This window comes from Cyanobium sp. NIES-981 (assembly GCF_900088535.1).
In the GTDB taxonomy this organism is placed as follows: Bacteria; Cyanobacteriota; Cyanobacteriia; order PCC-6307; family Cyanobiaceae; genus NIES-981.
On record NZ_LT578417.1, the window covers coordinates 1,781,096 to 1,806,194 of the forward strand.

Below are 25,099 nucleotides of genomic sequence, written 5' to 3' on the forward strand. Positions count from 1 at the left end.
GGCTGGTGCTGAGAGGGCCAGACCGCTCAGCACCGACGCCCCCCAGACCCCAGCCTCAGACGAAGGCGTATTCGTACTCCTCCATTTCCTCCCAGTCGTCGGAGGCAAGCGCCTCGATGCCCTCGAAGAGCACCTCTTCTCCGATGCTGTCGACGATGGCCCGCAGGGAGGGGAACAGGAAGTGGTTCTCCTCGGCATACTGGGCGCTGAACAGACCCTTCTCACCCCAGAAGAAGCGGTCGGTGGTGTGCTCGTTGCGGCGCACGTTGAGGATCGCGGGCGGCACCAGAGCCTGCTCGGCGATGTAGCGGCGCGCAGCCGTCACGGGCTTGTGGGAGCCTGTCTCGAGATGGAAGGTGGCCACATGGGCCAGGACACGCTGACCGGCGAGACGGCGGCGGCTGATCCGCTTGCGCTTCTTTGACATGAGACAGCTCCCGAAGGCGGGAGAAAGAGGGGGACGAGGAGAGCGAACGGGACAGACCCGCCTGCCAGGAACCGGTTACAGAAGTGCCCGGAACGAACGACGCCCAACCGACTGGAGACCGCAGGGAGCGCGGGACATCGTCGTCAGATCCCGATGCGCCGAGGCGCAGCGGGAAACCAGCAGGTGGAGCAGCCCGGAGGTCGGGCCTGTCACTGCTGTAGCCTCGTTTGAGCCAGAACGCAACCGAAGCCGTCGAGACGGTGCCCCGGGGCCCGTTGCGGGTCGCGGGGTAGTGGTCGATACCAAGATCTTAAGACTTTTTCGCGGATCTTTTCGCCCCTCCCGAAAATTTCTTGCGATGGCGGGTCCCGAGCTCAGGTGATGGCTGTCTCCAAGCGCTTCCTGAGCCTTCTCCAGTTCCAGCTGGCCCAGTTCGCCGACAGGCCTGACGTGACCAGCCTGGTGGTGTACGTGGCGGAGGCCGGCCAAGGCGAGGCGCCCCATCTGGTACCGGTGGGGCAGTGGCCCCTGGCGAACCGGGCCCTGCCGGCGCTCGCCCTGGACAATCCCCTGAGCGGGGCCGCCGAGCTGCGCCGCTGGCTGCCGCTGCGGGATCAGGGCGTGCTGCTGGGGGCGCTGCGGGTGGACACGCTCCAGCTGCCCTGGCCGGAACCGCTGCGCCAGCGGCTGCAGGCCGTGGCCCTCTGCCTCACCGAAGGGCTCTGTCTCGATCTCGAGCAGCAGCGGATGCAGCAGCAGCTCACCGCCCAGCGGGAGCAGCTCGGGGTGCTGCTGCACCAGCTGCGCAATCCCCTGGCCGCCCTGCGCACCTTCGGCCAGCTGCTGCTGCGGCGCCTCGACGGCGACGAGCGCAACCGCACGCTGGTGGAAGGGCTGCTGCAGGAAGAGCAGCAGCTGCAGCGCTATGTGGAGGCGATCAGCCACCTGGAGGGCGGGGCCCTGGTCGCCGCCCAGGGGCAGGAGCCCACACCCCTGCTGCTGCCACCCAGCCTGGGCGGCCCCACCGGCCAGCCGCTCGAGGCCCTGCTCGCCCCCCTCGTGCAACGGGCCGCCGCCACGGCCTCCCTGCAGGCACGCCCCTGGCACAGCCCCGACCAGCTGCCGCCGTGGCAGGGCGACAGCGGCGCCGTGGCGGAGATCCTGGCCAACCTGCTCGAGAACGCCTTCCGCTACAGCCCGGCCGGGACCGCCGTGGGCCTGCAGTGCCAGGCCAGGCCCTCCGGAGGCTGGCGGCTGGTGGTGTGGGACGCCGGCCCGCCGATCGCCGCCGAGGAACGGGAGCGGATCTTCGTGCGGGGGGCACGGGGCCAGCGCGGAGCCGAACTGCCGGGCACCGGCCTGGGTCTGGCCCTGGCCCGCGATCTGGCCCATGCCCTGGGCGGCAGCCTGGAGCTGGCCTCCTCTCCCGCCGCGCTGGATCCGGACCTGCCGGCGGAGGGCAACGCCTTCAGCCTCGAACTGCCAGGGCCCGCAGCACCAGCCCCATGAGCAGCAGCCCCAGGGCCTCGGTCCATTCCACGCAGGCGCCGTAGCTGTCGCCGCTGTGGCCGCCCAGGCGGGCGCCCAGCCAGCGGGGCACCACCAGGGCAGGCACCCCGCCGAGCAGGCCCAGGGCCAGCGGGGCCACGGGCGCCAGAGGAGAGCCGTGCAGCCCGGGCAGCGCCGCCCTGAAGCTCAGGGCCACCAGCAGGCCGCCGGCGATCAGGGCCGGGCGCAGCTCCCGGCGCAGGCCCAGCCAGTGCTGGCGATGAAAGCCGGCCGTGCCGCCGGCGGCGGGCTGCCGACGCAGATAGGGAAACCAGGCCATGGCCAGCAGGGGGGCGCAGCGCCCCCAGAACGCCGTCCACAGCAGCGGCAGCGGGGCAGCGGCGGCGAGACAGAGCAGGCCCGTGCCCCGCAGCAGGGCCAGCACCAGGGCGGCCTGAACGGCGGCGGCTCCGACGCGGCTATCGGCCATCGCCTCCAGCGCCCGGGGGCCGGCCGCCAGGCCGTCGGCCGTGTCCAGGGCGCCATCGTGGTGCAGCCCGCCGCTGAGCAGCAGCGCCAGCGCCAGCACCAGCGCCACCTGGGCGCCGAGGGGCAACCAGCCGGCCGTGCCGAGCCAGAGCAGGGCCTGCAGCCCCCCCAGCACCAGGCCGATCAGCGGCGCGAAGCGGGCGATGCGGCGAAAGCGGGGGGTCGGGCGTGGCCAGGCCGGCAGCACGCTGTAGAAGATCCAGGCACCGGCCAGGTCCCGCAGCCAGCCCGGGGCCCGCGGCTGATGGTGCTCCTCGGCGGTGGACAGATCCTGGGACACGGGCGGACGCGCTCTAGCGTCGGGAGCAGCCCCGGCGCGGCACCATCAGCTTCACACCGCCACCCTTCGGTTTCACGATCACGGCGCGGTGCCCCCACACCCTGGCTCGCTGCGGCCGCTTTCACACGCCCCACGGAACGGTCGCCACGCCCCGCTTCATGCCGGTGGGCACCCTGGCCACGGTGAAGGGCGTCACGGCCGGGCAGCTGGCCGCCACGGGCGCCCAGATGGTGCTGGCCAACACCTACCACCTGCATCTGCAGCCCGGCGAGGACATCGTGGCCGAAGCGGGTGGTCTGCACCGCTTCATGGACTGGCCGGGCCCCCTGCTCACCGACTCCGGGGGTTACCAGGTGTTCAGCCTGGGGGCGATCAACCGGATCGACGACAACGGCGTCAGCTTCCGCTCGCCCCGGGACGGCCGCACCATCCTGCTCACGCCGGAGCGGGCGATGGCGATCCAGGCGGCGCTCGGCGCCGATGTGGCAATGGCCTTCGACCAGTGCCCCCCCTATCCCGCCAGCGAGGCGGATGTGGAGGCGGCCTGCCGCCGCACCCACGCCTGGCTGGAGCGCTGCATGGCCAGCCATCAGCGCAGCGGCCAGGCCCTGTTCGGGATCGTGCAGGGGGGCTGCTTCCCGCGGCTGCGGGCCGAATCGGCCCGGGAGGTGGCCGCCATGGATCTGCCGGGGATCGCCGTGGGCGGGGTGAGCGTGGGAGAGCCGGTGGAGGAGATGCACCGGATCGTGCGGCAGGTGGGTCCGCTCCTGCCGGACGCCAGGCCCCACTACCTGATGGGGGTGGGCAGCCTGCCGGAGATGGCCCTGGCGGTGGCCCAGGGCTTCGATCTGTTCGACTGCGTGCTGCCCACCCGTCTGGGACGCCACGGCGCCGCCCTGGTGGGGGGGGAGCGGTGGAACCTGCGCAATGCCCGCTTCCGCCACGACCACACCCCGCTCGATCCCGGCTGCCCCTGCCCGGCCTGCACCGGCCACACCCGGGCCTACCTGCACCATCTGATCCGTGCCGGCGAGATGCTGGGCAAGATCCTGCTCAGCCTCCACAACATCACCCAGCTGCAACGGTTCAGCGGCGCCATGGCCCGGGCGATCCGGGAGGGCTGTTTTGCAGAGGATTTCGCTCCCTGGAATCCCGACTCCCCAGCGGCCCACACGTGGTAGCGTCCAGCTCTTGCTGAATCTTTTGCAGGGATGGCCGTCTCCGCGCTGCTGGCTACCGCTTCGATGTCCCATCTTTCGACGCACACCCTGGCCCAGCTGCCCGAGGCCTACCAGGCGTTCGGCCCCCTGGTGGACATCCTGCCGATCATTCCCTTCTTCTTCCTGCTGCTCGCCTTCGTGTGGCAGGCCTCGGTGGGTTTCCGCTGAGGCCCCGGCCCCGCGGGCCCTGCTCCCTCAGCCTTCCAGCAGCACCCGCCAGGCGAACGCCGGCAGTGCGAGCATCCGCCGCCAGCGGCTCGGTTCCTGGAGCAGCCGGTACAGCCACTCGATGTGCAGGGCTCCCATCCAGCGGGGAGCCCTTTTTTTGACGCCGGCCCACACGTCGAAGCTGCCCCCCACCCCCATCCACAGGCCGCCCCGGCGTCCTGGGAGCTGCTGGATCCAGAGTTCCTGGCGGGGCACCCCCAGCGCCACCAGCACCAGGTCTGGAGCCGACGCCACCAGCTCGGCCTCGATGGCGGGCCAGGCCTCGGCGGGCTGAAATCCATGGATGGCCCGCTCCAGCTGCAGGGCTGGCAGCTCCTGGCGCAGCCGCTCCACCAGCCTCGCCATCACTTCCGGCCCGGCACCCACCAGGGCCACCCGCCAGCCCGCCTGAGCCGCGTGCACCAGCAGGCTGTGGGCCAGCTCGATCCCCGGGGTGCGCCGCACCCTGAATCCCTGGCGGCCGAGGGCCCACACCACGCCGGCACCGTCGGGAATCACCAGATCGGCCGCCGCGATGGCCTGGCCGAGGGCCGGGTTGGCCAGGGCGGCCATCGTCATCTCCGCGTTGAGGGTCACGATCTGCCCGCCACCGCTGGCATGGAGGGCCAGAGCCGCCTCCCGCACATCCGGGCAGACATCGATCGGCACCGTGAGCACCTGGCTGCGCCGCCCGGGGGACCTGGCTTCGGTGGCCTTCGATGCCATGGAGAGGTGCGGCTGCGCGAGAGAATCTATGGCCGGCCTGCGCCCGGGCCACCCCCACCGCCCGAATGCCCCAGTCCGAGATGGCCCCAACGCCAGACAGCCCCGCGCTGATGGCCGACCCGGCCACCGCCTCTCTGCTGACGGAACTCGACCAGCAGATCAGCCAGGTGGTGCTTGACCGCCAGGATCCGATCACCGGGCTGCTCCCGGCCAGCACCGCCAACACCGTGCACGGCAACTACGGCGATGCCTGGGTGCGCGACGGGGTGTACTCGATCCAGTGCGTGTGGGGGCTGGCCCTGGCCTACCGGCGCCTGCAGGGCCCCTGCCGCCGCGCCTTCGAGCTGGAGCAGCGGGTGCTGCAGCTGATGCGGGGGCTGCTGAACGCCATGCTGCGGCAGGCGGCGAAGGTGGAGCGGTTCAAGCACAGCCTCGACCGCCGTGACGCCCTCCACGCCAAGTACGACACCGGCACCGGGGCGCCCGTGGTGCCGGACGACGGCTGGGGCCACCTGCAGCTCGATGCCACGGCGCTGTTCCTGCTGCAGCTGGCCCAGCTCACCCGCTCCGGGCTGGTGGTGGTGCAGAGCGCCCACGAGCGCGATTTCGTGCAGAACCTCGTGTATTACGTGGCCCGGGCCTACCGGGTGGCCGACTACGGCATCTGGGAGCGGGGGGACAAGGGCAACCATGGCCTGCCGGAGCGCAACGCCAGCTCGATCGGCCTGGTGAAGGCGGCGCTCGAGGCCCTGGAGGACCTCGATCTGTTCGGCCCCCATGGGGACGGCAGCTGCTGCCTGGTGATTCCCCACGACGCCATCGTGCGGCTGCGCCGGGCACTGGACGGGCTGCTGCCCCGTGAGTCCGGCAGCAAGGAGGTGGATGCCGCCTGCCTGTCGGTGATCGGCTATCCGGCCTGGGCCGTGGAGGACCGCGAGCTGGCGGAGCGCACCCGCAACAAGATCCGGGCCGAGCTGGGCGGCGCCTACGGCTACAAGCGCTTCCGCCGGGACGGCCACCAGACGGTGGTGGAAGACCACACCCGCCTCCACTACGAGCGGGAGGAGCTGGCCCAGTTCGAGCACATCGAATGCGAGTGGCCCCTGTTCTGGGCCTACGAGCTGGTGACCGCCTGCTGTGAGGAACGCTGGCAGGAAGCGCGGCAGTGGCGCGGCCGGCTCGCCAGCGTGAGCCTGGTGCAGGACGGCGTGCCCCTGCTGCCGGAGCTGTACCTGGTGCCGCCCGAGGCGGTGGCGCGGGAGCGGCGGCAGCCCGGCAGTCAGCCGCGCCAGCCCAACGACAACGTGCCCCTGCTCTGGACCCAGAGCCTCACCTGGCTCGGGGACCTGCTGCTGGCGGGGCTGATCACGCCCGCCGATCTCGACCCCAGTGGCCGCAGGCTGCCGGCACCGCCGCGGGCCGATCGGGTGCTGGTGGGGCTGGTGCCGGGGAATGGGGCCGTGGCCGAGGCCCTGCACGGCGCGGGCCTGCCCACGAGCCGCAGCCTGGACGCCCCGGATGGGGCGGAGGCCGGAGGCGACACGATCGTGATCCAGGGGTCCCAGTCCCTGGCCCAGCGGCTGGGGCAGGTGGGCGCGAACCGCCGCCTCGGGCTCACCGGTCATCCGCCGGTGCGCATGGAAACCCTGGCCACGGCGCGCCTCTACCGCTGTCCCCAGCCGGGGGGGGAGGACGAGCGGCTGGCCTTCGTGCCGGCCGTGCTGGAGGAGGGCACCTTCTATCTGGCCGATGACGCCGAGCTGCTGGTGGACACCGTGCAGGCCGAACTGCGCATGCTGCAGCGCCAGTGGCGCGGCAGCGGTTCGCCCCTGCTGCTGATCCCGGTGGCGGCGGCGGCCTTCCAGAGCGATCCTGCCCCGTTCCTCACCCTGGGAGCCCAGCTCCTGGCCGGCGAGGTGGGTGGAGTTGCCGTGGAGCTGGCCAGCCTCGACCAGCTGGCCGGGCAGGCCCACTGGGTCACCCTGCCGGCCCGGACGGCAGCCGGGCCGCCGAGTGCTCCCCGCTCGTCGGTGCCGCTGCAGGCCAGCAGCCGCCAGGCCCCGCTCTCCGCCGCCGAGGAGCAGGAACTGGAGCGCGATGACCTCAGCATCGCCGAACTGGCCGACAGGCTCTGGCGCAGCACCTCGCTGGAGGAACAGGCGGAGGTGCTGGAGCAGTTGGTGCTGCGTCTCGGCGGCGAAGCCCTGCTGCAGGGCCCCGAACAGGCCCAGCCGGTGCCGCTGCGCAGCCTGCTCAAGGAGGTGTACCACCGCGCCCTGGCGGAGGCCGACTGGGATGTGGTGCGCCGCACGGCCGGCTGGCTCGGCCTGGTGCATCCCCAGCTGGAGGACGCCCTCACCGACCTGCTCGTGCGCCAGCGCCAGGTGGTGGTGGGCCGCAACTACACCACCGAATCCCTGCTCACCGAGCCCCAGGGGAGTGCCGCGATCGCGGCGATGATCCGGCGCTTCAGCGGCGAGGACAGCCGCGAGTGGATGCTGCAGCAGGAGCTGCTGCTGGCCCTCGACGGCCTGGCACGCCACGAGCCCAGGCTGCTGAGCGGCAGTCTCACGTTGCAGCTGGGGCAGCTGCTGCTGCTGCTCACCAGCGAGCTGGCCGCCGAGGCGGACCTCAGCCCGAGCGAGGCGTTCGAAGCCCTCTGCGGCCAGCCCCCCCATGCGATCCGCCGGCGTCTGCAGGCCCTGATGGCCGATGTGGAGCATGCCAAGGCCTCCCTCAAGCGCAAGGAGCAGCTGCATGTGAGCGGGCGGGTGCACTGGAGCGTTCCGGCCCCGCTGGAGGAGCTGCCCGGCGGCGAGAGCTGGTTGCAGCACAGGGTGCGGCTGGGGGCCCTCGGCCAGGTGCCGCGCGACTTCTATGCCGGCGTCTGGGAGCTGCTGCACCATTGCCGCGGCATCGTGATCGGCGACAAGCTGGAGCGGCGCAACCGCCTGGCCAGCTCTCCCCTGCTCAGCGAGAAGACGCCGGGGGAAAAGAACTTCGCCGCCCTGGTGGAGCATCTGCTGAGCAAGATCGAGGCACCGGAATACCGGCAGCTCTGCACCGAGACCCTCATCACCCTGATGGCCTTCGTGGACGCCAACCCGCAGGTGCGCTTCGAGGACGATCTGACGCTCGATGTGGTGATCGGCCACGCCGTGCGGGTGGGCTGGCAGCTGTGCCATCCCCAGATCCCACCGGAGGCCTACAACCTCCACAAGGCGGCCGCCTGGGAGGCGTTCTACGACGCCTCACCGGCCGCCTGCCGCCGCTGGCAGCTGGAAGCGCTGCGGCAGCTGACGCTGGAGGACTGAGCGGCCGCGGCGGCACCGACGCGATCAGAGCGGCTGCTCGAGGCTCATGCAGAGGCTGGGCTGCTCCACGCACTGCTCGATCAGGTCGGCCAGCAGCAGGGCCCGGGACGCCTGGAGGCCGTCGACGGCCGGCACCTCACGGCCGCGCACGCACTGGAGGAAATGCTCCAGTTCGGCGTAGAGGGGTTCGATCGAGGTGGTGCTCACCTCCTCGATCACCCCATCGGAGCGGTACACCAGCTCGCCATGCTCGGCGCTCACGGTCTCATGGGCCCGGCGGTGGATGTGGAGGGTGCGATTGAGAAAATCAGTCTCCACCAGGGACGCGCGGCAGTGGGCGCTGAGGCTGCGGATCTTGCGGTGGGCCATCTTGCTGGCCGTGAGGCTGGCCACCACCCCATTGGCGAAGGCCAGGGTGGCGTTCACGTAGTCGATCGGTCCCTCGGCGGAGCGCCCGCCCGCCGCCGCCAGGCGCACCACCGGCGCACCGGCCAGCTCCAGCACCAGATCGATGTCGTGGATCATCAGATCCAGCACCACCGACACATCGTTGGCGCGATCGGGGTGGGGGCTGTGGCGACGGGCCTCCAGAACCACCACCTCCTCCCCCGCCACCACCTTGAGCAGCTCGCGGAAGGCGGGATTGAACCGCTCGATGTGCCCCACCTGCAACAGCACCCCCGCCGCCTCGGCCGCCTGGATGAGGGCACCGGCCTCCTCCTGACTGGCGGCGATCGGCTTTTCGATCAGCACATGGCGGCCCGCTTCCAGACAGCGCAGTCCCACAGGATGGTGCAGCAGGGTGGGCACAGCGATGCACACCGCATCGACCAGCGGCAGCAGCTCCTCGAAGGAGGCGAACCAGCGGCAGCCGAACTGCTCGGTGGCAAGCTGGCCGCGCCGTGCGTCGGGGTCGGCCACGCCCACCAGGTCGGCGTCCTTGATCAGGCTGAGCACCCGGGCGTGGTGCCAGCCCATGTTGCCGATGCCGATGACACCCACACGCACAGGGTTCATGGCAAGGGCGTGCAAACGCGCTGATTATCGGCGATCACTGCTCTCCTGCGCCTTGTCGGAACCCTGGGCCGCTGGCGACGCCGGGGGATCGGGCCGGCGCTCGATCTCCACCCTGGCGATGCGGGGGCCATCCATGGCCAGGATCCGGAACTGGTAGCCCTTCCAGCGCACCCCTTCCCCGGCGGCCGGGATGTGCTGCAGGCGCTCGAGCAGAAAGCCCGCCAGGGTGTGGTGGCCATCGGCCTCGGGCAGGGGCACGGGGAGATGGCGGTTCAGCTCGAAGATCTCCAGGTCGCCGGCCACCGACCAGCAGCCTTCCGCCAGCACGTGCAGCTCGGCCTCGCCGTCGAGCGGATCGTCGTCCTCACCCACGATCTCACTGGTGAGGTCGGCCACCGTCACCAGTCCTTCGGTGCCCCCGTGCTCATCCACCACCACCAGCAGCGGCTGGCCGCTGCGGATCAGCGGCAGCAGATCGGCCAGGGGGGTGCTCTCCTGCACCTGGGTCACCGGCAACATGTAGGGCGCCAGGGGGGAATCGGCACGGAGCAGACCCCGGGCGATGGGATCGGCCAGGCGCCGCAGATCCAGCAGGCCCTTCACGTCGTCCAGGGAGCTGCCGATCACCGGGAAGCGGGCATGGGCGGTGTCGTGCACGGCCCGCATCAGCTCGGCGAAGGTGACCTCCAGGGGGAGGGTGACCATGCCGGAGCGCGGCACCATCACCTCCCGCACCAGGGTGTCCCGCAGGGAGAACACACCCTCGAGGATGTTGCGCTCATCCGGCATAAGGCCCGTGACGCTGCCGGACTCGATCAGGGTTTCGAGCTCACCGGCCGAGAGCATGGGCACCAGCTCATCCCAGTTGCGTGGCAGCCCCAGCAGCCGCAGCAGGATGGCGGACAGCCGCTCGATCAGGCCGATCACCGGAGCCAGGCTGCGGCTCACCGCTGCCAGCAGGGGGGAAAGCCGCAGCGCCGAGGCTTCCGGGTTGTGCAGCACCCAGGCCTTCGGCGCCAGGCCGCCGAGCAGGGTGGCCACCAGCACCAGCACGAGGAACACGGCCGCATCCAGCCAGGAGGCCGGCAGCGGGGAGCCGGACCCGAGCTGGGCGAGCCGGTCGGCCACCGAGCGCCCCGCCCAGCCGAGGGCCACCAGCGCCAGCACGGCGCCCAGCTGGGTGGCCACCAGCACCCGGCGCAGGCGCCGCTGCAGCAGCGCCACGGCCTTGGCCCCGGGTTCACCACTCTCCAGCAGCTGGCTCACCCGGCTGGGGCGGATCTTGATCACCGCCAGTTCTCCGGCGGAGAAGAACGCCAGCAGCACCACCAGCACCAGCAAGGCCAGGGGCAGGATCACGCGGCAGGCCCCGGCGGCAGCGGAGCCGGAAGTCGCTGACAGCTGCCGCACCGGCTGGGCCCGATCACGCCTGACACCACGACTGCTGCATGAAGGACATCCTGCCCATGGATGGGGGTCGCGAGGATCGAACTCGCCTCAGGCGGATTATGAGCCCGCTGCATTCACCAGATTGCTAGACCCCCGGAATGGCGGAGGATCAGGCAGGGTCCCCCGGACCTGGACAGCTCGTGCATGTCACGGCCTGGCCCGGGGAGATCACCACAGGCCGCGGACGGGAGCTGACCAGGTGGGGCCCGGATCCTCCCAGGCGACAGGGGCGGCCTGCTGGTTGCCCAGATTGCCCGAGAAACCGTTCGAGACGTCGGCCGTGCGCCAGGGCATCGGGTCGCTCTGCTGATCCTTCAGCACGCGGTAGGTGTTCTCGATCGCCGTGCCGTCCCAGACGATGGCCTGATCGGAAAAGCCGAGCCCCATCACCCGGGTGCCGTCACCCCCGCCCATGGCGATCCCGAACAGTTCCGTGATCTGGTTGGTGAGGCTCACCCCGCGGGCGTAGGGAGCCGTCCAGCTGTAGTAGCGGCGCTGCACCAGATCCGGCACGGTCTGCACCGCATTGCAGCGGGTGACCTCCACGGGAGCCGCGGGCCTGCCCTGCAGGGCGGGGTCGGCGGGGGGAGCCTCAAGGGTGGTGGTGCAGACCACCGGGCCTGCCTGGGCGGGATGGAACACGGCCAGCCCGGCCAGCCCGGCCAGCGCGAGGGGCGCCAGCAGGAGCGGCGCATGCCGCCGCTTCCCGAGGACGGCACGTCCGACCCGGGAAGCCAGCTCGCGGGGGAGAGCGGAGAGCGGCGGCAGGGATCTGGACCGACGCCACGCCTGCCGATCCGAAAGCTTGGACCGCGTGCCCGGTGGCACTGGCGCGCAGGGGGACAACTCCGTCACGGCGAACGACGACAACCTGATTGACGCAAACTAGTCAGGAAAGGCCGGTTCGACCAGCCCCGACCCTTGCCAGGACCTTCCTTGTCCGTTTCCATGCCGCCCATCCTGCTGCCCACCACCACGGCGGCCATGCGCCAGGAGCTGCTGGTGCGGCTGGCGCGACAGGCCTACCGACACGGCCTCTTCACCCTGGCATCGGGGCGCAGCAGCGATCACTACGTGAACTGCAAGCCGGTGAGCCTGAGCGGCCTGGGGCTGGCCCTGCTCGGTGCCCTGCTGCTGGAGCAGGTGGAGCCTGAGGCCGCGGCCGTGGCCGGCCTCACCCTCGGTGCCGATCCGCTGGTGAGCGCCGTGGCGATGCGGGCGGCCCTGGACGGCCGTGACCTGGACGCGCTGATCGTGCGCAAGGAAGCGAAGGGCCATGGCACCGGCGCCTGGCTGGAGGGTCCGTTGCCCGAGACCGGCCGGAGGATCACCGTGCTGGAGGACGTGGTGACCTCCGGCGGATCCTCCCTGAAGGCCGTCCACCAGCTGCGGCAGGCGGGCTACACGGTCGGCAGGGTCGTCACCATCGTGGACCGTCAGGAGGGGGGCCTGGAGGCGATGACGGCGGCCGGCCTCGAGCTGCGCAGCCTCTTCCGGCTGGAGGAGGTGGCGGCAACGGCAGCGGGGCTGCGCTAGGAGCCCACCGCACCTCAGCCGCCCTGCAGCGAGAACCCAGCCATGCCGACCCCCTGGACCTGGCGGCCCCCGGAACCCGCCCGGGTGGAACAGCCGGTGGCCCTGCTGCGACTGCAGGGCGCGGACAGCCGACGCTTCCTGCACGGCCAGACCAGTGCCGCCATCGAGCAGGCCGGCCCGGGCAGCTGGATCCCCGCCTGCTGCATCTCTCCGACGGGGCGGATGCGTGCCCTGGCGGAGGTTCTGGTGGACGACGCCGGCGCCTGGCTGGTGGTGAGCACCGGGGATGGCGAGGCCGTGCGGGCGGGGCTGGATCGGGTGCTGTTCCCGGCTGACCAGGTGGAGCTGGGGGGGGTGGAACCCGCCCGGCTGATCACCGTGCTCACTGCGGAGCCGGTCAGCTCCGGCCCATCCGCAACGGCCGGAGGAGCCCAGGGCTGGCAGGAGCTCAGCGGGGGCCTGGGCTGGCGCCTGGGGCCCAGCTGGCTGCTGCGGGACGGCGTATCGCTCCCCGACGAGCTGGCCAAGCTGCCGGCCCTCACCAGCGGCGAGCAGGAACGCTGGCGGCTGCAGCAGGGCCTGCCGGCGGCACCCGCGGAAGTCAACGAGGCGACGAACCCATTCGAGCTCGGGCTGGCGGACCGCGTCAGCCTCTCGAAGGGCTGCTACGTCGGGCAGGAGACCCTGGCCAAGCTGGCCACCTACGACGGCGTGAAGCAGCAGCTGCGCCGCTGGCACTGGGCCCAGCCGGCGGCGGGTGCCTCCGCGCCGGAACCCGGCACCGTGCTGACCCACCCCGACACCCCCGACGCCGGTCGGCTCGGCCAGGTGACGTCGGCCCTGCAGCTGGAGGGGGGCGACTGGATCGGCCTGGCCCTGGTGCGCCGCCAGGCCCTGGAGCTCCCTTCCCTGCGCCTCGGCACCGGGCCGGGGGCGGGGCTCGTGCGGATGTCCGTGCCCGAGGCCTTCACCATGCCGCCGGTGGGAACAGGGTCTCAGTCCCGCTGAGCCTCCACGCCGTGCTGCTGCTGATCCAGCAGCCAGCGCACCACGGCCCAGGTGGCCAGGTTGTCATCGCGGTTGTAGGTGAAGATGCGCTGCAGCCTCCGGGTGCCGCCATCACGGCGCCACTGGCGCCACCACAGCAGGCAGCGGGCACCGTCCACCCCCGGCTGGCTCCAGCGGAATCCCACCCAGCTGGCCACGGCCTTGAGGCCATAGCTGCTGACCGGCAGCAGCCAGTGCCGGCGCACCCGGGCATGCACGTCCAGCAGGCGGGCACGCAGGGCGGCCAGTTCGGCCTCACGGGCCCCCTGCCGGCCCGCCAGGCGGATCAGGGCGATGGCCTCCGTTTCGCCGTAGTGGAGCAGCGGCCAGCCGGGGTAGCGGGCCAGCAGCCGCTGCAGGCGCTGCCAGAGCCGCGCCTCGCCGTGGTCGTGGCGGGCCAGCAGCGGCTGGTAGCGCCAGGCGCCGCCGGCCGGACAGGCGGGGGGCCAGCGGTCATCGGCTCCGCGGGGCAGCACCACGAAGCCGTGCAGGAAGTCGTCGCGGGCATCGGGATCCGATTCGATGTCGTAGAGGAGCACCCCCGGGGCCTGGGACAACTCCGGCAGGGGATCGGCCGGGCCGTCGGGATGGAGCCGCAGGGGCCGGCCGCTGGCCTGCACCTGGGCCTGGGCCACCAGCTGCGCCGCCACCTCCCGGTGCTGGTCGCCATGCAGCGCCAGAGCCTCGGCCAGTTGCTGCGGATCGGCGTTCGCCAGCTCGGCGAGGCTGGTGATTCCCTGCTCCAGCAGCATCTCGCGGCGGCGGCCGCCGATGCCGCTCACTTCGCTGAGGTGGCCCTCCCCCGCGGCCTCCTGATCACAGAGGCCCCGCCAGCTGCAGAGCACACACTTCTTGCGGTCGGCCACCAGGGGTGGGGACTGGCTGCGCTGCAGGTCGGCAGTGAGGCGGTCCAGGCTGTCGTCGAGCTGCCGCTGCAGGGAGGAGGACAGCGTGAGGCGTTCCTGCTGCAGACCGCGGCCATCGCTGGCCACCACCAGGGCCTGGGGAACCGGTGCCTGCTGACGCCTCTCCAGCAGACGCCCCCACAGCGCCAGCACCAGGCGGTGCTCGCGGGTGAGGTTGCGCCCCTGCCTGCCCAGCACCGGGCGGTAGGCATGGCCGCCCCAGACACTGCGGCCGGCCACGCGCTGCAGCAGCGGCGGGTGGGCCTGCAGGTCCTGGCCGGACGGCCCCCCGCCATGCAGCCGCACCCCCACGACCCCCGGAGCACCGGCGGCGCAGGCGGCTTCGCCATGGCTGGGCCGCTCGGGCAGCAGCAACTGGAAGCTGGCCAGCTGATCACTGAGCGCCAGGGCCCGGTGGGCGGTCCAGAGGCGGCGGTCAGGGTCGCCATGGCGGTCCAGCCAGGCGCGGCGCCGGCAGCGCAGCCAGCTGCGGAGCAGCCGGTCGGTGATCACCTCCTGGGGCATCCACCCACGCTAGGGAGGGGCTTCGTCCGGCGTTCCGCGCGGCTCCAGGCCTGCCCGAAGCCGCGGGCGGCATCCCCGGGTGGCCGCCGTTCGGCAATCCACCCCCCAGGGCGTGTCTGTAGCAACCGCTACCAGAGCTCTAGACTGTGAACACGTTGATCCTCCTGTCCCCAGGCGGATGCAGTTGGACCCATCTCAGGCAACGGGGAGGTGGGCGCTGTGGAGATCACCATGAACGTGCTCGAACTCGTCAGAAACAAGATCCTCAAGACCCAGCGTCTGCATGACGCCCAGTTCCTGATGGCCAAGGCCTACAGGGGCGTGCCCTACGTGGATGCCCACCACGACCAGCCGACCGACAAGGGCGAGCAGGACGACCACAAGCAGCTCACCTACCGCGGCAACACCTACGAGCGCTGATCCCCCTCACCGGGTGCCCCGGCTCCAGGGGTTGACCAGGCCCGCCGGCTCACCCCGGCGGGCTTTCTTGTCGGGAGCCCGGCCACAGCCCGACCTGCCCGCGCGCCGTGGCTGCTGCGCAGCGTGATCGCCCCTTCGCTGGGGATCCTGGTGCTGCTCCTGAGACCCTGCCCCCCATGGGCAGGCCCACGTCGTTGAATGGGCAGGCACGCCTGAGCCCTGCCGATGTCCTCAGCCCCCCTGCCCCTGGAGGCGGCACCGATCGCCTTCGGCACGGATGGCTGGCGGGGCATTCTGGGCGTGGACATCACCCTGGAACGGCTGCTGCCGGTGGCCGCCGCCGCCGCCGCCGAGCTCGCCCATGCAGCTCCCGACGGCCTGAACAGCCGCGAGGTGGTGATCGGCTACGACCGCCGCTTCCTCGCACCGGAGCTGGCCGAGGCGATCTGCAGCGCCGTGCGCGGCGCGGGGCTGAAACCGATGCTAGCCAGCAGCCCAACCCCCACACCTGCCGCCAGCTGGGCCGTGGTGCAGCGCGGCGCCCTGGGCGCCCTGGTGATCACCGCCAGCCACAACCCGCCCGAATGGCTCGGCCTCAAGATCAAGGGTCCCTTCGGCGGCTCGGTGGAGGGCGACTTCACCCAGCGGGTGGAAACCCGGCTGGCGGCCGGCGGCATCACGGTGCCCCAGCCAGGCGACACCGACCGCTTCGATGCCCTCGGGGCCTACCTGGAGGGCCTGCGGGCCAAGGTGGACACCGCCGCCCTGGCGGCGGGGCTGCAGCGGCTCGGCCTCACCGTGATCGTCGATCCGATGCACGGCTCGGCGGCCGGGGTGCTGCCGGCCCTGCTGGGCGAAGCGGCCGTGGCCGCCGGCGCGATCCAGGAGATCCGCTCGCAGCGCGACCCCCTCTTCGGCGGCCACCCCCCCGAACCGCTGGCGCCCTATCTCCAGGAGCTGATCGCCACCGTGCGCCGCAGCAGTGCGGGCGGCCAGCCGGCGATGGGCATCGTGTTCGATGGCGACGGCGATCGCATCGCCGCGGTGGATGAGCACGGCCGCTTCTGCAGCACCCAGCTGCTGATGCCCCTGTTCATCGATCACCTGGCCCGGGCCCGGCAGTTGCCGGGGGTGGTGATCAAGACCGTGAGCGGCTCCGACCTGATGCAGCAGGTGGCCGAGGACCTCGGCCGCACCGTGCTCGAGAAACCGGTGGGCTTCAAGTACATCGCCGCCGAGATGCTGGCCGGTGAGGTGCTGGTGGGAGGCGAGGAATCCGGCGGGGTGGGCTTCGGCATGCATCTGCCTGAACGCGACGCGCCATTCGCGGCCCTGCTGCTGATCGAGGCCCTGGTGGAGGGTGGTGTACCCCTGGGCCAGCGCATCGACGCCCTGCAGCGCCGTGGCGGTGGCGCGGCCGCCTACGACCGCCTGGATCTGCGCCTGCCCGACATGGCGGCCCGGGCCCGCCTGGAGGCCCTGCTCGCCTCCACGCCGCCGGCCGAGGTGGCCGGCCTGCCCGTGCAGGCGGTGATCCGCACCGATGGTGTCAAGCTGCGGCTCGGCCCCAGCCACTGGCTGATGCTGCGGTTCTCCGGCACCGAACCACTGCTGCGGCTCTACTGCGAGGCGCCCGGCGAGGAGAGGGTGGCCGCGGTGCTCAGCTGGGCCCGAGAGCTGGCCGAGCAGGTGTGAGACGGAGCGGGTGCTGACGGTGCTGAACAACGGCAACCCAGACGGCAGTGGGGCCAGGGTGCTGGTGATCGCCAGCGGCAACAGCGGCAAGGTGCGGGAATTCGGCCAGCTGCTGGCTGCCCTCGATCTGGAGGTCCGGCCCCAGCCAGCCGGGCTGGAGGTGGAGGAAACGGGCAGCACCTTCGCCGAGAACGCCCGCCTCAAGGCGATCGCCGTGGCCAGGGCCACCGGCTGCTGGGCCCTGGCCGACGATTCCGGCCTCAGCGTGGAGGCCCTGGGCGGCGCCCCCGGGGTGCACTCGGCCCGCTACGCCGACAGCGACCCGGCCCGTATCGCCCGGCTGCTGAGCGAGCTGGCCGATGCCACCGACCAGCCCGATGCCACCGGCACCCGGCCCGGCCGCCAGGCGCGCTTCACCGCCGCCCTGGCCGTGGCCGGCCCCACCGGGACCGTGCATCTGGAGGTGGAAGGCCACTGCCCCGGGCTGATCCTGGAGGCACCGCGGGGTGAGGGTGGCTTCGGCTACGACCCGGTGTTCTACGTGCCGGAAGCAGGACGCACCTTCGCAGAGATGGACCGGGCCACCAAGGCGCGGCTGGGGCATCGCGGCCGCGCCTTCGCCATGCTCGAGCCCGGCCTACGCGCTCTGCTGGCCAGCTAGCCCGGCAGAGCCCCAGGCCGGGAGCTGGGAACTGGGCTAGGCAGGGTCCGCCACCCAGCTGCCGTGCAGGCCGGGGGGGATGGCCAGGGGCAGCTCCAGCACCGCCTGCTCCGAGAGATCGGCGGCGTTGAGGATCACCAGGTCGCTGGCGCAGCGGGCTCCGTTCCACACCACAGCCAGAAGCCAGCCATCGTCTTCGGCCGCCGCCCCCGGGCGGGGCACCATCACCGGTTCGCTGACGAAACCCCGCGGGGCCGCACTCCAGAGGGTGCGCGCGCCGCTGAGAAGATCGAGCTTCTCGAAGGCCTGCAGCGGAGCATTGCCCCGCTCCTGCTCGGTGACGGCCATCCAGGCGAAGCGGGCCTCCAGCCCCTGCCGCTGGGGGTTCACCATGGCGAACTCGCAGCAGCGCCGCTCCAGCCATTGGCAGCGGACGGCAGCGGCCGGATCGGTGCCGGCCCGCTCCAGGTCGATGCGGCAGCGCTGCAACTGGCCCTCGGGGATCGCCTCGAAATCGACGGCACGGAAGTCCTGGCCAGGGCCGATGGAGGGAAAGTCGGCGTAGAAGATCGAATCGAGCACCAGCTCGCCGCTGGCGGCATCCTCGAAGGCGTTGAGGTGGTGGAACACGAAGCCCTCCGGTGCCGGCACCACCAGGGGCTGGGGATGGCGCTGGGCCGCAGGGCTGCCGGGGCGCGGCACCAGCCAGAAGCGGCCGCGCTCGCCGGGCTTCGAGGCCAGGCACTGGGCCGCACCCTTCTGACCGAGCACAAAGGGGAGCGGGTTGAAGCCCATGGCGTTCTGCAGGAACACCGCCCAGTTCGGGGTGATGGCGAAGTCGTGCAGGAAGGCGAAGCCCGCCATCGTGTCGCGGCGTTCGGCCAGCAGCTGGCCCGCCCGCACGCCGCTGGCGGAGTCATCGGCCGTGGCGAACTCCATCAGCCGGATCGTGCTGCGGGGGCCGGTCTTGACGCCGAAGGTCACCATCCGCGGGGTGCCGTGGTGGCCGGGGTCGAAGCGCGGGTGGGCACTGAAGGCCTCCCCGGGCTTGAGCACCCCGTCCAGCAGGGTGATGCCGCGGGTCTCGAGGCTGTGGGGATCGAGCGCGTGGGGCTCGGCCGCCTCCCAGAGGGCCAGCAACGTGTCGCCGAGCCGCACCACATGGGTGTTGGCGATGTTCTTGAGCCGCAGATCGAAGGCGTTGGCCAGCGGACCACCCGGCTTCTGGGTGCCGAACACACCGCGGTAGAGGAAGCGGTCGGCGGCCTCTTCCTCCTGCCAGCCCTGGGTGCGCACGAAGCGGTTGCTGAGGCGCACCTCTCCGCCCGCGAAGCTCAGGGCGGTGATCATGCCGTCGCCATCGAAGGGGTGATGCACCCACTGGCCGCCGCGCTCGAGCCGGCCTGGGCCATTGCGATACAGCGTGCCGGCCAGCTCCGGGGGAATGGAACCGCGGGCCGGGGTCAGGGCCTCATCGCTGAGCTCGGTACCCACGTTGCGGAAGGCACTGGCCCAGTCGGAGCGCTCCCAGGTGGCGGGTTGATCGGCCGCCGATCGGCTGGGGGCGATGGTCATAGGGGCGTAACCGCTTCGGTGTTTGAGAATTGTGTCGAAAATAAGACGGCATAGCGGCCACCGCGAGCCAGCAGCTGGCGGTGGGTGCCGGATTCCACCAGCCGACCCGCTTCGATCACGCAGATCCGGTCCGCATTCACCACCGTGGAGAGGCGATGGGCCACCACCAAGGTGGTGCGGTTGCTCATCAGCCGGTCGAGGGCCTCCTGCACCACCTGCTCGGAGGCCGAATCCAGGGCCGAAGTGGCCTCATCCAGCAGCAGGATCGGGGCGTTCTTGATCAGGGCACGGGCGATGGCGATGCGCTGCCGCTGACCGCCGGAAAGGAGGGTGCCGTTCTCGCCGATGAGGGTGTCATACCCCTGGGGCAGCTGGGTGATGAAGCCATGGGCATTGGCTGCCCGGGCCGCCGCCTCGATCGCCTGGCGCGACGCCTCCGCATGGCCGTAGGCGATGTTGTTGGCCACGGTGTCGTTGAACAGAAAGGTGTTCTGATCCACCACGGAAATCAACCCCCGCAGCGAGGCCAGGGAGAGGTCGCGGATGTCGGTGCCGTCGATGCAGATGCGGCCGGCGCCGGGGTCGTAGAAGCGGCAGAAGAGGTCGATGATGGTGCTCTTGCCGCCGCCGCTCGGCCCCACCAGGGCCACCGTGCTGCCCACGGGGATGGTGAGGCTGAGGCCATGGATCACGGGCTCGGCCCCATAGCCGAAGCTCACGGCCTCGGCCCGCAGCTCCCGCTGCAGCCCGCTCACCACCACCGGACTCGGAGGATCCACCGGGTCTGCCGGCGTGTCGAGGATCTCGAACAGATCGTGGGCCGCGGACACGCCCTGCTGGAGGGTGGCATTGGCCTTGGCCAGCCCCTTGAAGGGGGCGTAGCAGAGGTAGAGCGAGGTGAGGAAGGCGAAGAAACTGCCGGTGGTGCGGGTGCCCGCGATCACCGCCTCGCCGCCGTACACCAGGACGGCACTGAAGCCCACCGCCCCCAGCAGTTCCATCAAGGGCTGGTTGGCCAGCTTGGCGCGGGTGGTGCGCAGGGCGGCGCCGAGCACGGCGGCGTTCTCCTCGCGGAAGCGGCGCAGCTCGTAGGCCTCCATGCCGAAGATCTTCACCACGCGGGAGCCCACCAGCGCCTCCTGCAGGTAGCTGGCCAGCCGCGCCAGGCTTGACTGGCCCCTGCTCGAGTGGCGCCGCACCTTCTTCGAGGAGCGCAGCACCGGCAGGATCGCCACCGGGAAGAGGATGAAGGCGATCAGGGCCAGCAGCCAGTCCTGGTAGAAGGCCACCACCACCAGCGCCAGCAGGGTGAGGGAGTCCTTGAAGATGGCGGAGAAGCCATCCACGATGCCTGTCTTCACCAGGGTCACATCGCTGAGCAGCCGCGAGATCAGCGTGGTGGAGGGGTGGCGGTCGATGTAGGCCTGGGGCAGCTCCATCACCTTGGCGGCCAGGTCGGCGCGCAGATCCGCGGTGATCGACTGGCTCACCGTTTCGGTGAGGTAGGCCCCCAGGTACTGGCACACCGCCCGCAGCACGATCACGCCGAGGATCACGGCGGGGGCGGCATAGAGGCGGGCCCGGTCACTGCCCGGCAGGATGTCGTCGAACAGATAGCGGATCACCAGCGGCACGAAGCCGGTGGAGGCGCCGTAGCCGAGATTGAACAGCAGCGCCAGCAGGAAGGTGGGCCAGAGGTAGCGCTGGCCGTAGGCCAGGAAGCGCCCGTACACCCGCATCCTCATCGCAACAGGTCCACAAGCTCGTCGGCCGCCCGCAGCGAAGCGCCGGGCGGCCCCATCCTGCTCCGCAGCTCCTCCACCCCCTGCTGCCAGCGGGCGGGATCGGCCAGCAGCTGCCGCAGGGCCCGCACCAGATGCGCGGGCGTCACCGCCCGCTGCAGCAGCTCGGGAAACAGCACCCGGCCCAGGATCACATTGGGCAGCCCCAGCACCCGGTGGCGGGTGATCAGCCGGCCCAGCAGGTAGGTGAGCGGCGAGAAGCGGTAGGCGATCACATGGGGACAGCCCAGCAGGGCGGCCTGGAGCGTGGCCGTTCCGGAGCACACCAGGGCCCCATCGGCGGCGTGCAGGAGGTTGCAGGTGTCCCCCTCCAGGCAGCGCACCGGCAGGGGGCCGGCCACCTGCTCCAGGAAGGCCTGATCCACCGTGGGAGCCCGCAGCAGGGCCACCTGCCAGCCCTCCCGGGCGAACACCGCTGCCGCCGCCAGCAGATCCGGCAGCAGCAGCCGGATCTCCGCGCGCCGGCTGCCCGGCAGCAGCAGCAGCAGGCGCTGATCGGCCGCCAGACCATGGGTGAGCAGGGTGGCCTCGCGGCCCTGGGTCACCTGGATCTGATCCATCAGCGGATGACCCACATAGCGAGCGAAGGCGCGGCCATGGGCGTTGAACAGGGGTTCCTCGAACGGAAAGATCACCGCCAGCCGGTCGATGATGCGGGCCATGCGCCGCGCCCGGCCCCGGCCCCACGCCCACACCTGGGGCGCGATGTAGAAGAACACCGGAATCCCCCGCCGGTGGGCCTCCCCGGCCACCAGCAGATTGAATCCCGGGTAGTCGATCAGCACCACGGCATCGGGGCGGTGCTGATCCATCTGCCGCTTGAGCAGCCGCATCACGTGATGATGACGCCCCAGGCTGCCCAGGATCTCCACCAGGCCCGCCGCCGAGAGGGTTCGCACATCCGCCAGCTGCTGCAGGCCGGCGGCCCGCATCTGCTCCCCCCCCACTCCGCGCACCACGGCGCCGGGGAGGCGGAGGCGCAGGGCCGAGAGCAACGCCCCGCCGTGCAGATCGCCCGAAGCTTCCCCGGCCACCACCAGCAACCGCGGTGCAGCCTGCCCCTCAGTCATGGTGCGGGCTGGCATGGTGCGGGCTGGCGCGCCGGTGGGCCACGGTGTCAAGCACGGCATCGGCGAGTGCCGCCACCGCCGCCGGCTCGAGCACCAGGGGCACCGCCGCCACCATGGAGCGGGAGTTCGAAGGCAGACGCTGCCAGTCCTTGACGGTGGTCACGAGGGTGGCTCCCCCTCTGGCCTGGGCCAACGCCACGAGCCGCTCCAGATCGGCCTGAGCATAGGGGTGGTGGTCAGGGAAGGACTCGGTGCCCACCAGTCGCAGACCCGCCTGCCGCAGCGCGGCGAAGAACTTGCGGGGCAGGCCGATGCCGCAGAAGGCCAGCAGCGGCCGCTCCCGCAGGCTCGGCGCGGGGTGGAGGGTGGCCGGCACCCGCAGCCAGGGCTTGCCGGCAGGCCAGCCAAGGCTGCCGGGATCCGCACGGCCGCTGCGCTCCGCCATCCCGCCCTCCCCGTCCGGGCCATCGGCCGGGGAGCTGCCGGTGCCGGTGAGCACCAGCAGGTCGGCGCGGCCGAGGCTCGCGGCCGGCTCCCGCAGGGGTCCGGCTGGGAACAGCAGGCCGTTGCCGAGGCCATGGCGCTCATCCAGCACGGTCACATCACAGTCCCGGGCCAGGGGCCAATGCTGCAGACCATCGTCGAGCAACAGCAGCGCTGCCCCCTCAGCCACCGCCTGGCGGGCAGCACTGCGCCGGTCCGCCCCCACCCAGACGGGCACCTCCGGCAGGCTGCCGAGAAGCTCCAGCGCCTCGTCCCCCACCCGCTGCGACGTCTGCACCTCCCGCCGGTCCCCCAGCCGGATCGGGACCCGGCGGCCACTGCCGTAGCCGCGGGTGAGCACCGCCACCTGCAGGCCGCGCCGCTGCAGCTCGCGGGCCAGACCGATCACCAGGGGGGTCTTGCCGGTGCCGCCGAGGGTGATGTTGCCGATCGAGACCACCGGCACCGGCAAGCGCAGGGGGGTCACCCAGCCGCGGTGCAGCCCCGTGGCGAGCGCGTAGAGCAGCGCCAGGGGCCGCAGCATCTGTGCCCGCAGGGACGGACTGCGGCGATACCAGAACGGAGGGGTGGTGAACGGCATCAGGGGGACCCGCAGGATGGGTTCAGGCTGGGGAGAGCAGGGCGTCGAGCAGCTGCGGGGCAATCGTGCTGCAGGGACCGCTCAGCACCAGCGGCGGCGGCAGAGGCGCCTCGGAACGCAGCAGCTCCAACAGGGTGGGGCCAAGGTCCTCGGGGGAACGCAGGCGATGCAGCCAGCCGCTGGTTTCGAGTTCCTCAGTGAGGCCGGCGAAGTTGGCCATGTCCGGTCCGCACACCACCCGCCGGCCGGCCCGGATCGGCTCCAGGGGGTTGTGGCCGCCCACGGGGCGGTCCCCCGCCGCCAGGCTGCCGCCCATCAGCACCAGATCGGCGACCGCCAGCCAGCTGCCCATCGCTCCGAGCCGATCCACCACGAGCACCTCGATCCTGCGGTGGTCCGGCCCTGCCTGGGCCAGCCGGGTCCAGACCCTGGCCGTCCGTCCGCGCCTGAGGGCTTCCTGAAGCACCTCCGCAGCCCGCTCCGGATGCCGCGGCACCAGGAGCAGCGTCAAGGGTCCCAGGCCCTGCCGCAGCAATGGCCAGGCCTCGAGCAGCCGCCGCTCCTCTCCGGGGTGGCTGCTGGCCAGCAGGAGCACCCGGCTGCCCTGAAGCCAGGGAGCGAGGCGCGCCACGATCGCGCCATCGGCCGGCGGGGGATCGGCATCGCGCTTGGTGGAACCCACCGCCTCCACCCGGGGAGCGCCGAGGCGGCGCAGGCGGTCGGCATCGGCAGCCGACTGGGCCCAGCACAGCCGGGCCCGGCCGTACAGCCAGGCGGCAAGCCAGGGCAGATGGCGGTGACGGCGGAAGGAGCGCTCACTCATCCGGGCGTTGACCAGATGCAGCCGCGGCATGGAGCGCACCAGCTCCGGCCAGAGCTCCGCCTCCGCCAGCACCCCCAGATCAGGGCGCCAGTGGCGACGGAACAGGGCGAAGGCCAGCCAGTGATCCACCGGAGCGCACTGGTGGATCACACCTTCCGGCAGCAGCCGGCCGGCCAGGCGGGAGGAGCTGCGGCTCACGCTGGTGACCAGCACCGCCGGCGGGGGCACCCCCCTGCGGCGACTGGCCTCCACCAACGCCCGCAGCAGCGGCACCAGGGCGGTGAGCTCTCCCACGCTGGCGGCGTGCAGCCAGAGCAGGCGGCCGGGGGGGCGCCGACGGACCGACCAGCCCAGCCGCTCCGGTAGGCGGCGACGGTCTTCCTTGCCCTGCCAGAGCCGCACCAGCAGCAGCGCCGCGATGGCGGGCGTGAGCAGGGTCTGCAGCAGCCAGAGGGCCAGCACCGGGCCCGCCTCGAACAGCCGCCGGTGCCGCGCCCTCCCTTCAGAGGGCACGGACTCAGAGGGCACGGACCTAGAGGGCACGGACTGAGAGGGCACGGATGGCCTGCTGTGAGGCTGTCTCCAGCGCCGCTTCCACCTGCTGTGCCTGGAGGCCGAGCGTGCGGGGGTCCTGGGCGGGTGGCAGCCACAGGGGCGGGCCGAGGGTGAGCACCACCCGGCAGAAGGGAAGTGGCAACAGGGTTCGATCCCAGGAGCGCAGCCGCCGCTGCCTGGTCACGGCCAGGCCCATCGGCACCACCGCGCAGCCGGATTGCCGGGCCAGATGCACCACCCCGGGCTTCACCCGGTGTGCGGGCCCCCTGGGGCCATCCGGCGTGATGCACACCGACCTGCCGGCCCGCAGCATCTGGATCAACTGCAGATAGGCCCGCACCCCGCCACGGGTGGAGGAGCCGGCCACCAGCTGCACCCCCCGCATGCGGGCGGCCACACCCACGATCTGGGCGTCGCGGTGGGCGCTGAGCAGCACCGCCACCGGCCGGCCGCTGCTCAGACGCAGCATCGGCATGAAGAACACGTGACAGTGCCAGAGGGCGTAGATCACGGGTCCCCCCTGCTCCAGCACCAACCGGGTGGTGGCGGGATCACGCTGCACCGCGATGCGGGAGGTGAGCAGGATCAGCTGGCCGTAGGCATTGAGCAGAGCACCCGCAAGCCAGGCCAGGGCCTCATGATTCAGAAGGGTGCGCTTCTTCACCGGGGATGCGCCAGAGGAGCCGGGATGTGGCTGTCGACAGCGGTGGGCCCACATGCCGAT

At 71.8% G+C, this 25,099-nt stretch carries 22 protein-coding genes and 1 tRNA gene; 9 read left to right on the forward strand and 14 right to left on the reverse strand.

From position 1 onward, the window contains the following. Window positions 1-55: 55 nt before the first annotated feature. Window positions 56-427, reverse strand: a complete 372-nt coding sequence (locus tag CBM981_RS09230; RefSeq protein WP_006909364.1) for a DUF3155 domain-containing protein — start codon at window positions 425-427, stop codon at window positions 56-58. A 381-nt stretch (window positions 428-808) separates the two neighbouring features. On the opposite strand from CBM981_RS09230, the gene CBM981_RS09235 reads away from it, so the two are divergent. Then, window positions 809-1,936 carry a sensor histidine kinase KdpD gene (locus tag CBM981_RS09235; RefSeq protein ID WP_087068170.1) on the forward strand — a complete coding sequence of 376 codons (1,128 nt, stop codon included), beginning with the start codon at window positions 809-811 and terminating at the stop codon, window positions 1,934-1,936. On the opposite strand, the gene CBM981_RS09240 is transcribed toward CBM981_RS09235, so the two are convergent. Further along, window positions 1,896-2,744 carry an adenosylcobinamide-GDP ribazoletransferase gene (locus CBM981_RS09240; RefSeq protein ID WP_225867325.1) on the reverse strand — a complete coding sequence of 283 codons (849 nt, stop codon included), beginning with the start codon at window positions 2,742-2,744 and terminating at the stop codon, window positions 1,896-1,898. The two genes, CBM981_RS09235 and CBM981_RS09240, sit on opposite strands and share 41 nt — an antisense overlap. A 44-nt stretch (window positions 2,745-2,788) precedes the next feature. Here CBM981_RS09240 and tgt point away from each other — a divergent pair, with 44 nt between their 5' ends. Then, complete coding sequence (gene tgt, locus CBM981_RS09245) at window positions 2,789-3,925, forward strand: tRNA guanosine(34) transglycosylase Tgt (protein WP_087068171.1); 1,137 nt, start codon at window positions 2,789-2,791, stop codon at window positions 3,923-3,925. 63 nt (window positions 3,926-3,988) lie between these two features. Continuing rightward, entirely contained in the window at window positions 3,989-4,132 is a 144-nt protein-coding gene (locus tag CBM981_RS09250) for a photosystem II reaction center protein K (protein WP_087069314.1), read from the forward strand. Between the two features lie 27 nt (window positions 4,133-4,159). On the opposite strand, the gene CBM981_RS09255 is transcribed toward CBM981_RS09250, so the two are convergent. Then, a complete protein-coding gene (locus CBM981_RS09255) occupies window positions 4,160-4,897 on the reverse strand; it encodes a WecB/TagA/CpsF family glycosyltransferase (protein WP_087068172.1) in 738 nt (245 codons plus the stop codon). A 110-nt stretch (window positions 4,898-5,007) separates the two neighbouring features. On the opposite strand from CBM981_RS09255, the gene CBM981_RS09260 reads away from it, so the two are divergent. Continuing rightward, a complete protein-coding gene (locus tag CBM981_RS09260; RefSeq protein ID WP_225867326.1) occupies window positions 5,008-8,211 on the forward strand; it encodes a glycoside hydrolase family 15 protein in 3,204 nt (1,067 codons plus the stop codon). 24 nt (window positions 8,212-8,235) lie between these two features. Here CBM981_RS09260 and CBM981_RS09265 read toward each other — a convergent pair whose 3' ends face one another. From CBM981_RS09265 to CBM981_RS09280, 4 genes are all read right to left on the reverse strand, one after another. Then, a complete protein-coding gene (locus tag CBM981_RS09265) occupies window positions 8,236-9,228 on the reverse strand; it encodes a Gfo/Idh/MocA family protein (RefSeq protein WP_087068173.1) in 993 nt (330 codons plus the stop codon). 24 nt (window positions 9,229-9,252) lie between these two features. Continuing rightward, window positions 9,253-10,587 carry a hemolysin family protein gene (locus CBM981_RS09270; RefSeq protein ID WP_087069316.1) on the reverse strand — a complete coding sequence of 445 codons (1,335 nt, stop codon included), beginning with the start codon at window positions 10,585-10,587 and terminating at the stop codon, window positions 9,253-9,255. A 112-nt stretch (window positions 10,588-10,699) separates the two neighbouring features. Then, a tRNA-Ile gene (locus tag CBM981_RS09275) sits at window positions 10,700-10,772 on the reverse strand. A 73-nt stretch (window positions 10,773-10,845) separates the two neighbouring features. Continuing rightward, complete coding sequence (locus tag CBM981_RS09280) at window positions 10,846-11,292, reverse strand: Occludin/ELL family protein (protein ID WP_369801598.1); 447 nt, start codon at window positions 11,290-11,292, stop codon at window positions 10,846-10,848. A 333-nt stretch (window positions 11,293-11,625) separates the two neighbouring features. Between CBM981_RS09280 and pyrE the strand changes: the two genes are divergently transcribed. Together pyrE and CBM981_RS09290 are read left to right on the forward strand one after the other, a co-directional pair. After that, on the forward strand, window positions 11,626-12,213 hold the full coding sequence (gene pyrE / locus CBM981_RS09285; RefSeq protein ID WP_087068174.1) for an orotate phosphoribosyltransferase: 588 nt from the start codon (window positions 11,626-11,628) through the stop codon (window positions 12,211-12,213). A 42-nt stretch (window positions 12,214-12,255) separates the two neighbouring features. Continuing rightward, entirely contained in the window at window positions 12,256-13,221 is a 966-nt protein-coding gene (locus CBM981_RS09290) for a folate-binding protein YgfZ (RefSeq protein ID WP_087068175.1), read from the forward strand. On the opposite strand, the gene CBM981_RS09295 is transcribed toward CBM981_RS09290, so the two are convergent. Then, window positions 13,209-14,690: a TM0106 family RecB-like putative nuclease gene (locus CBM981_RS09295; RefSeq protein WP_087068176.1), complete on the reverse strand. Its 1,482-nt coding sequence runs from the start codon at window positions 14,688-14,690 to the stop codon at window positions 13,209-13,211. The genes CBM981_RS09290 and CBM981_RS09295 overlap by 13 nt on opposite strands. 210 nt (window positions 14,691-14,900) lie before the next feature. Here CBM981_RS09295 and CBM981_RS09300 point away from each other — a divergent pair, with 210 nt between their 5' ends. From CBM981_RS09300 to rdgB, 3 genes are all read left to right on the forward strand, one after another. Next, window positions 14,901-15,110, forward strand: a complete 210-nt coding sequence (locus CBM981_RS09300) for a DUF4278 domain-containing protein (protein ID WP_225867327.1) — start codon at window positions 14,901-14,903, stop codon at window positions 15,108-15,110. Between the two features lie 225 nt (window positions 15,111-15,335). Beyond that, a complete protein-coding gene (locus tag CBM981_RS09305) occupies window positions 15,336-16,805 on the forward strand; it encodes a phosphoglucosamine mutase (protein WP_087068178.1) in 1,470 nt (489 codons plus the stop codon). 10 nt (window positions 16,806-16,815) lie between these two features. Continuing rightward, a complete protein-coding gene (gene rdgB, locus CBM981_RS09310; protein WP_225867328.1) occupies window positions 16,816-17,466 on the forward strand; it encodes an RdgB/HAM1 family non-canonical purine NTP pyrophosphatase in 651 nt (216 codons plus the stop codon). A 36-nt stretch (window positions 17,467-17,502) separates the two neighbouring features. Here rdgB and CBM981_RS09315 read toward each other — a convergent pair whose 3' ends face one another. From CBM981_RS09315 to CBM981_RS09340, 6 genes are read right to left on the reverse strand one after another with little or no spacing between them, the layout of a single operon-like run. Continuing rightward, window positions 17,503-19,041, reverse strand: coding sequence for a carotenoid oxygenase family protein (locus CBM981_RS09315; RefSeq protein ID WP_087068179.1), 1,539 nt, complete (start codon window positions 19,039-19,041; stop codon window positions 17,503-17,505). Next, window positions 19,038-20,786, reverse strand: a complete 1,749-nt coding sequence (locus CBM981_RS09320) for an ABC transporter ATP-binding protein (protein ID WP_087068180.1) — start codon at window positions 20,784-20,786, stop codon at window positions 19,038-19,040. Before CBM981_RS09320 ends, CBM981_RS09315 begins: the two co-directional genes overlap by 4 nt. Next, window positions 20,783-21,913, reverse strand: a complete 1,131-nt coding sequence (gene lpxB / locus CBM981_RS09325; protein WP_157665387.1) for a lipid-A-disaccharide synthase — start codon at window positions 21,911-21,913, stop codon at window positions 20,783-20,785. The genes CBM981_RS09320 and lpxB overlap by 4 nt, the downstream gene beginning before the upstream one ends. Next, a complete protein-coding gene (gene lpxK / locus CBM981_RS09330) occupies window positions 21,906-22,997 on the reverse strand; it encodes a tetraacyldisaccharide 4'-kinase (protein WP_087068182.1) in 1,092 nt (363 codons plus the stop codon). Before lpxK ends, lpxB begins: the two co-directional genes overlap by 8 nt. A gap of 22 nt (window positions 22,998-23,019) precedes the next feature. Beyond that, entirely contained in the window at window positions 23,020-24,333 is a 1,314-nt protein-coding gene (locus CBM981_RS15625; RefSeq protein ID WP_172820859.1) for a 3-deoxy-D-manno-octulosonic acid transferase, read from the reverse strand. A gap of 19 nt (window positions 24,334-24,352) precedes the next feature. Beyond that, window positions 24,353-25,039, reverse strand: a complete 687-nt coding sequence (locus CBM981_RS09340) for a lysophospholipid acyltransferase family protein (protein WP_172820860.1) — start codon at window positions 25,037-25,039, stop codon at window positions 24,353-24,355. Between the last annotated feature and the right edge of the window lie 60 nt (window positions 25,040-25,099).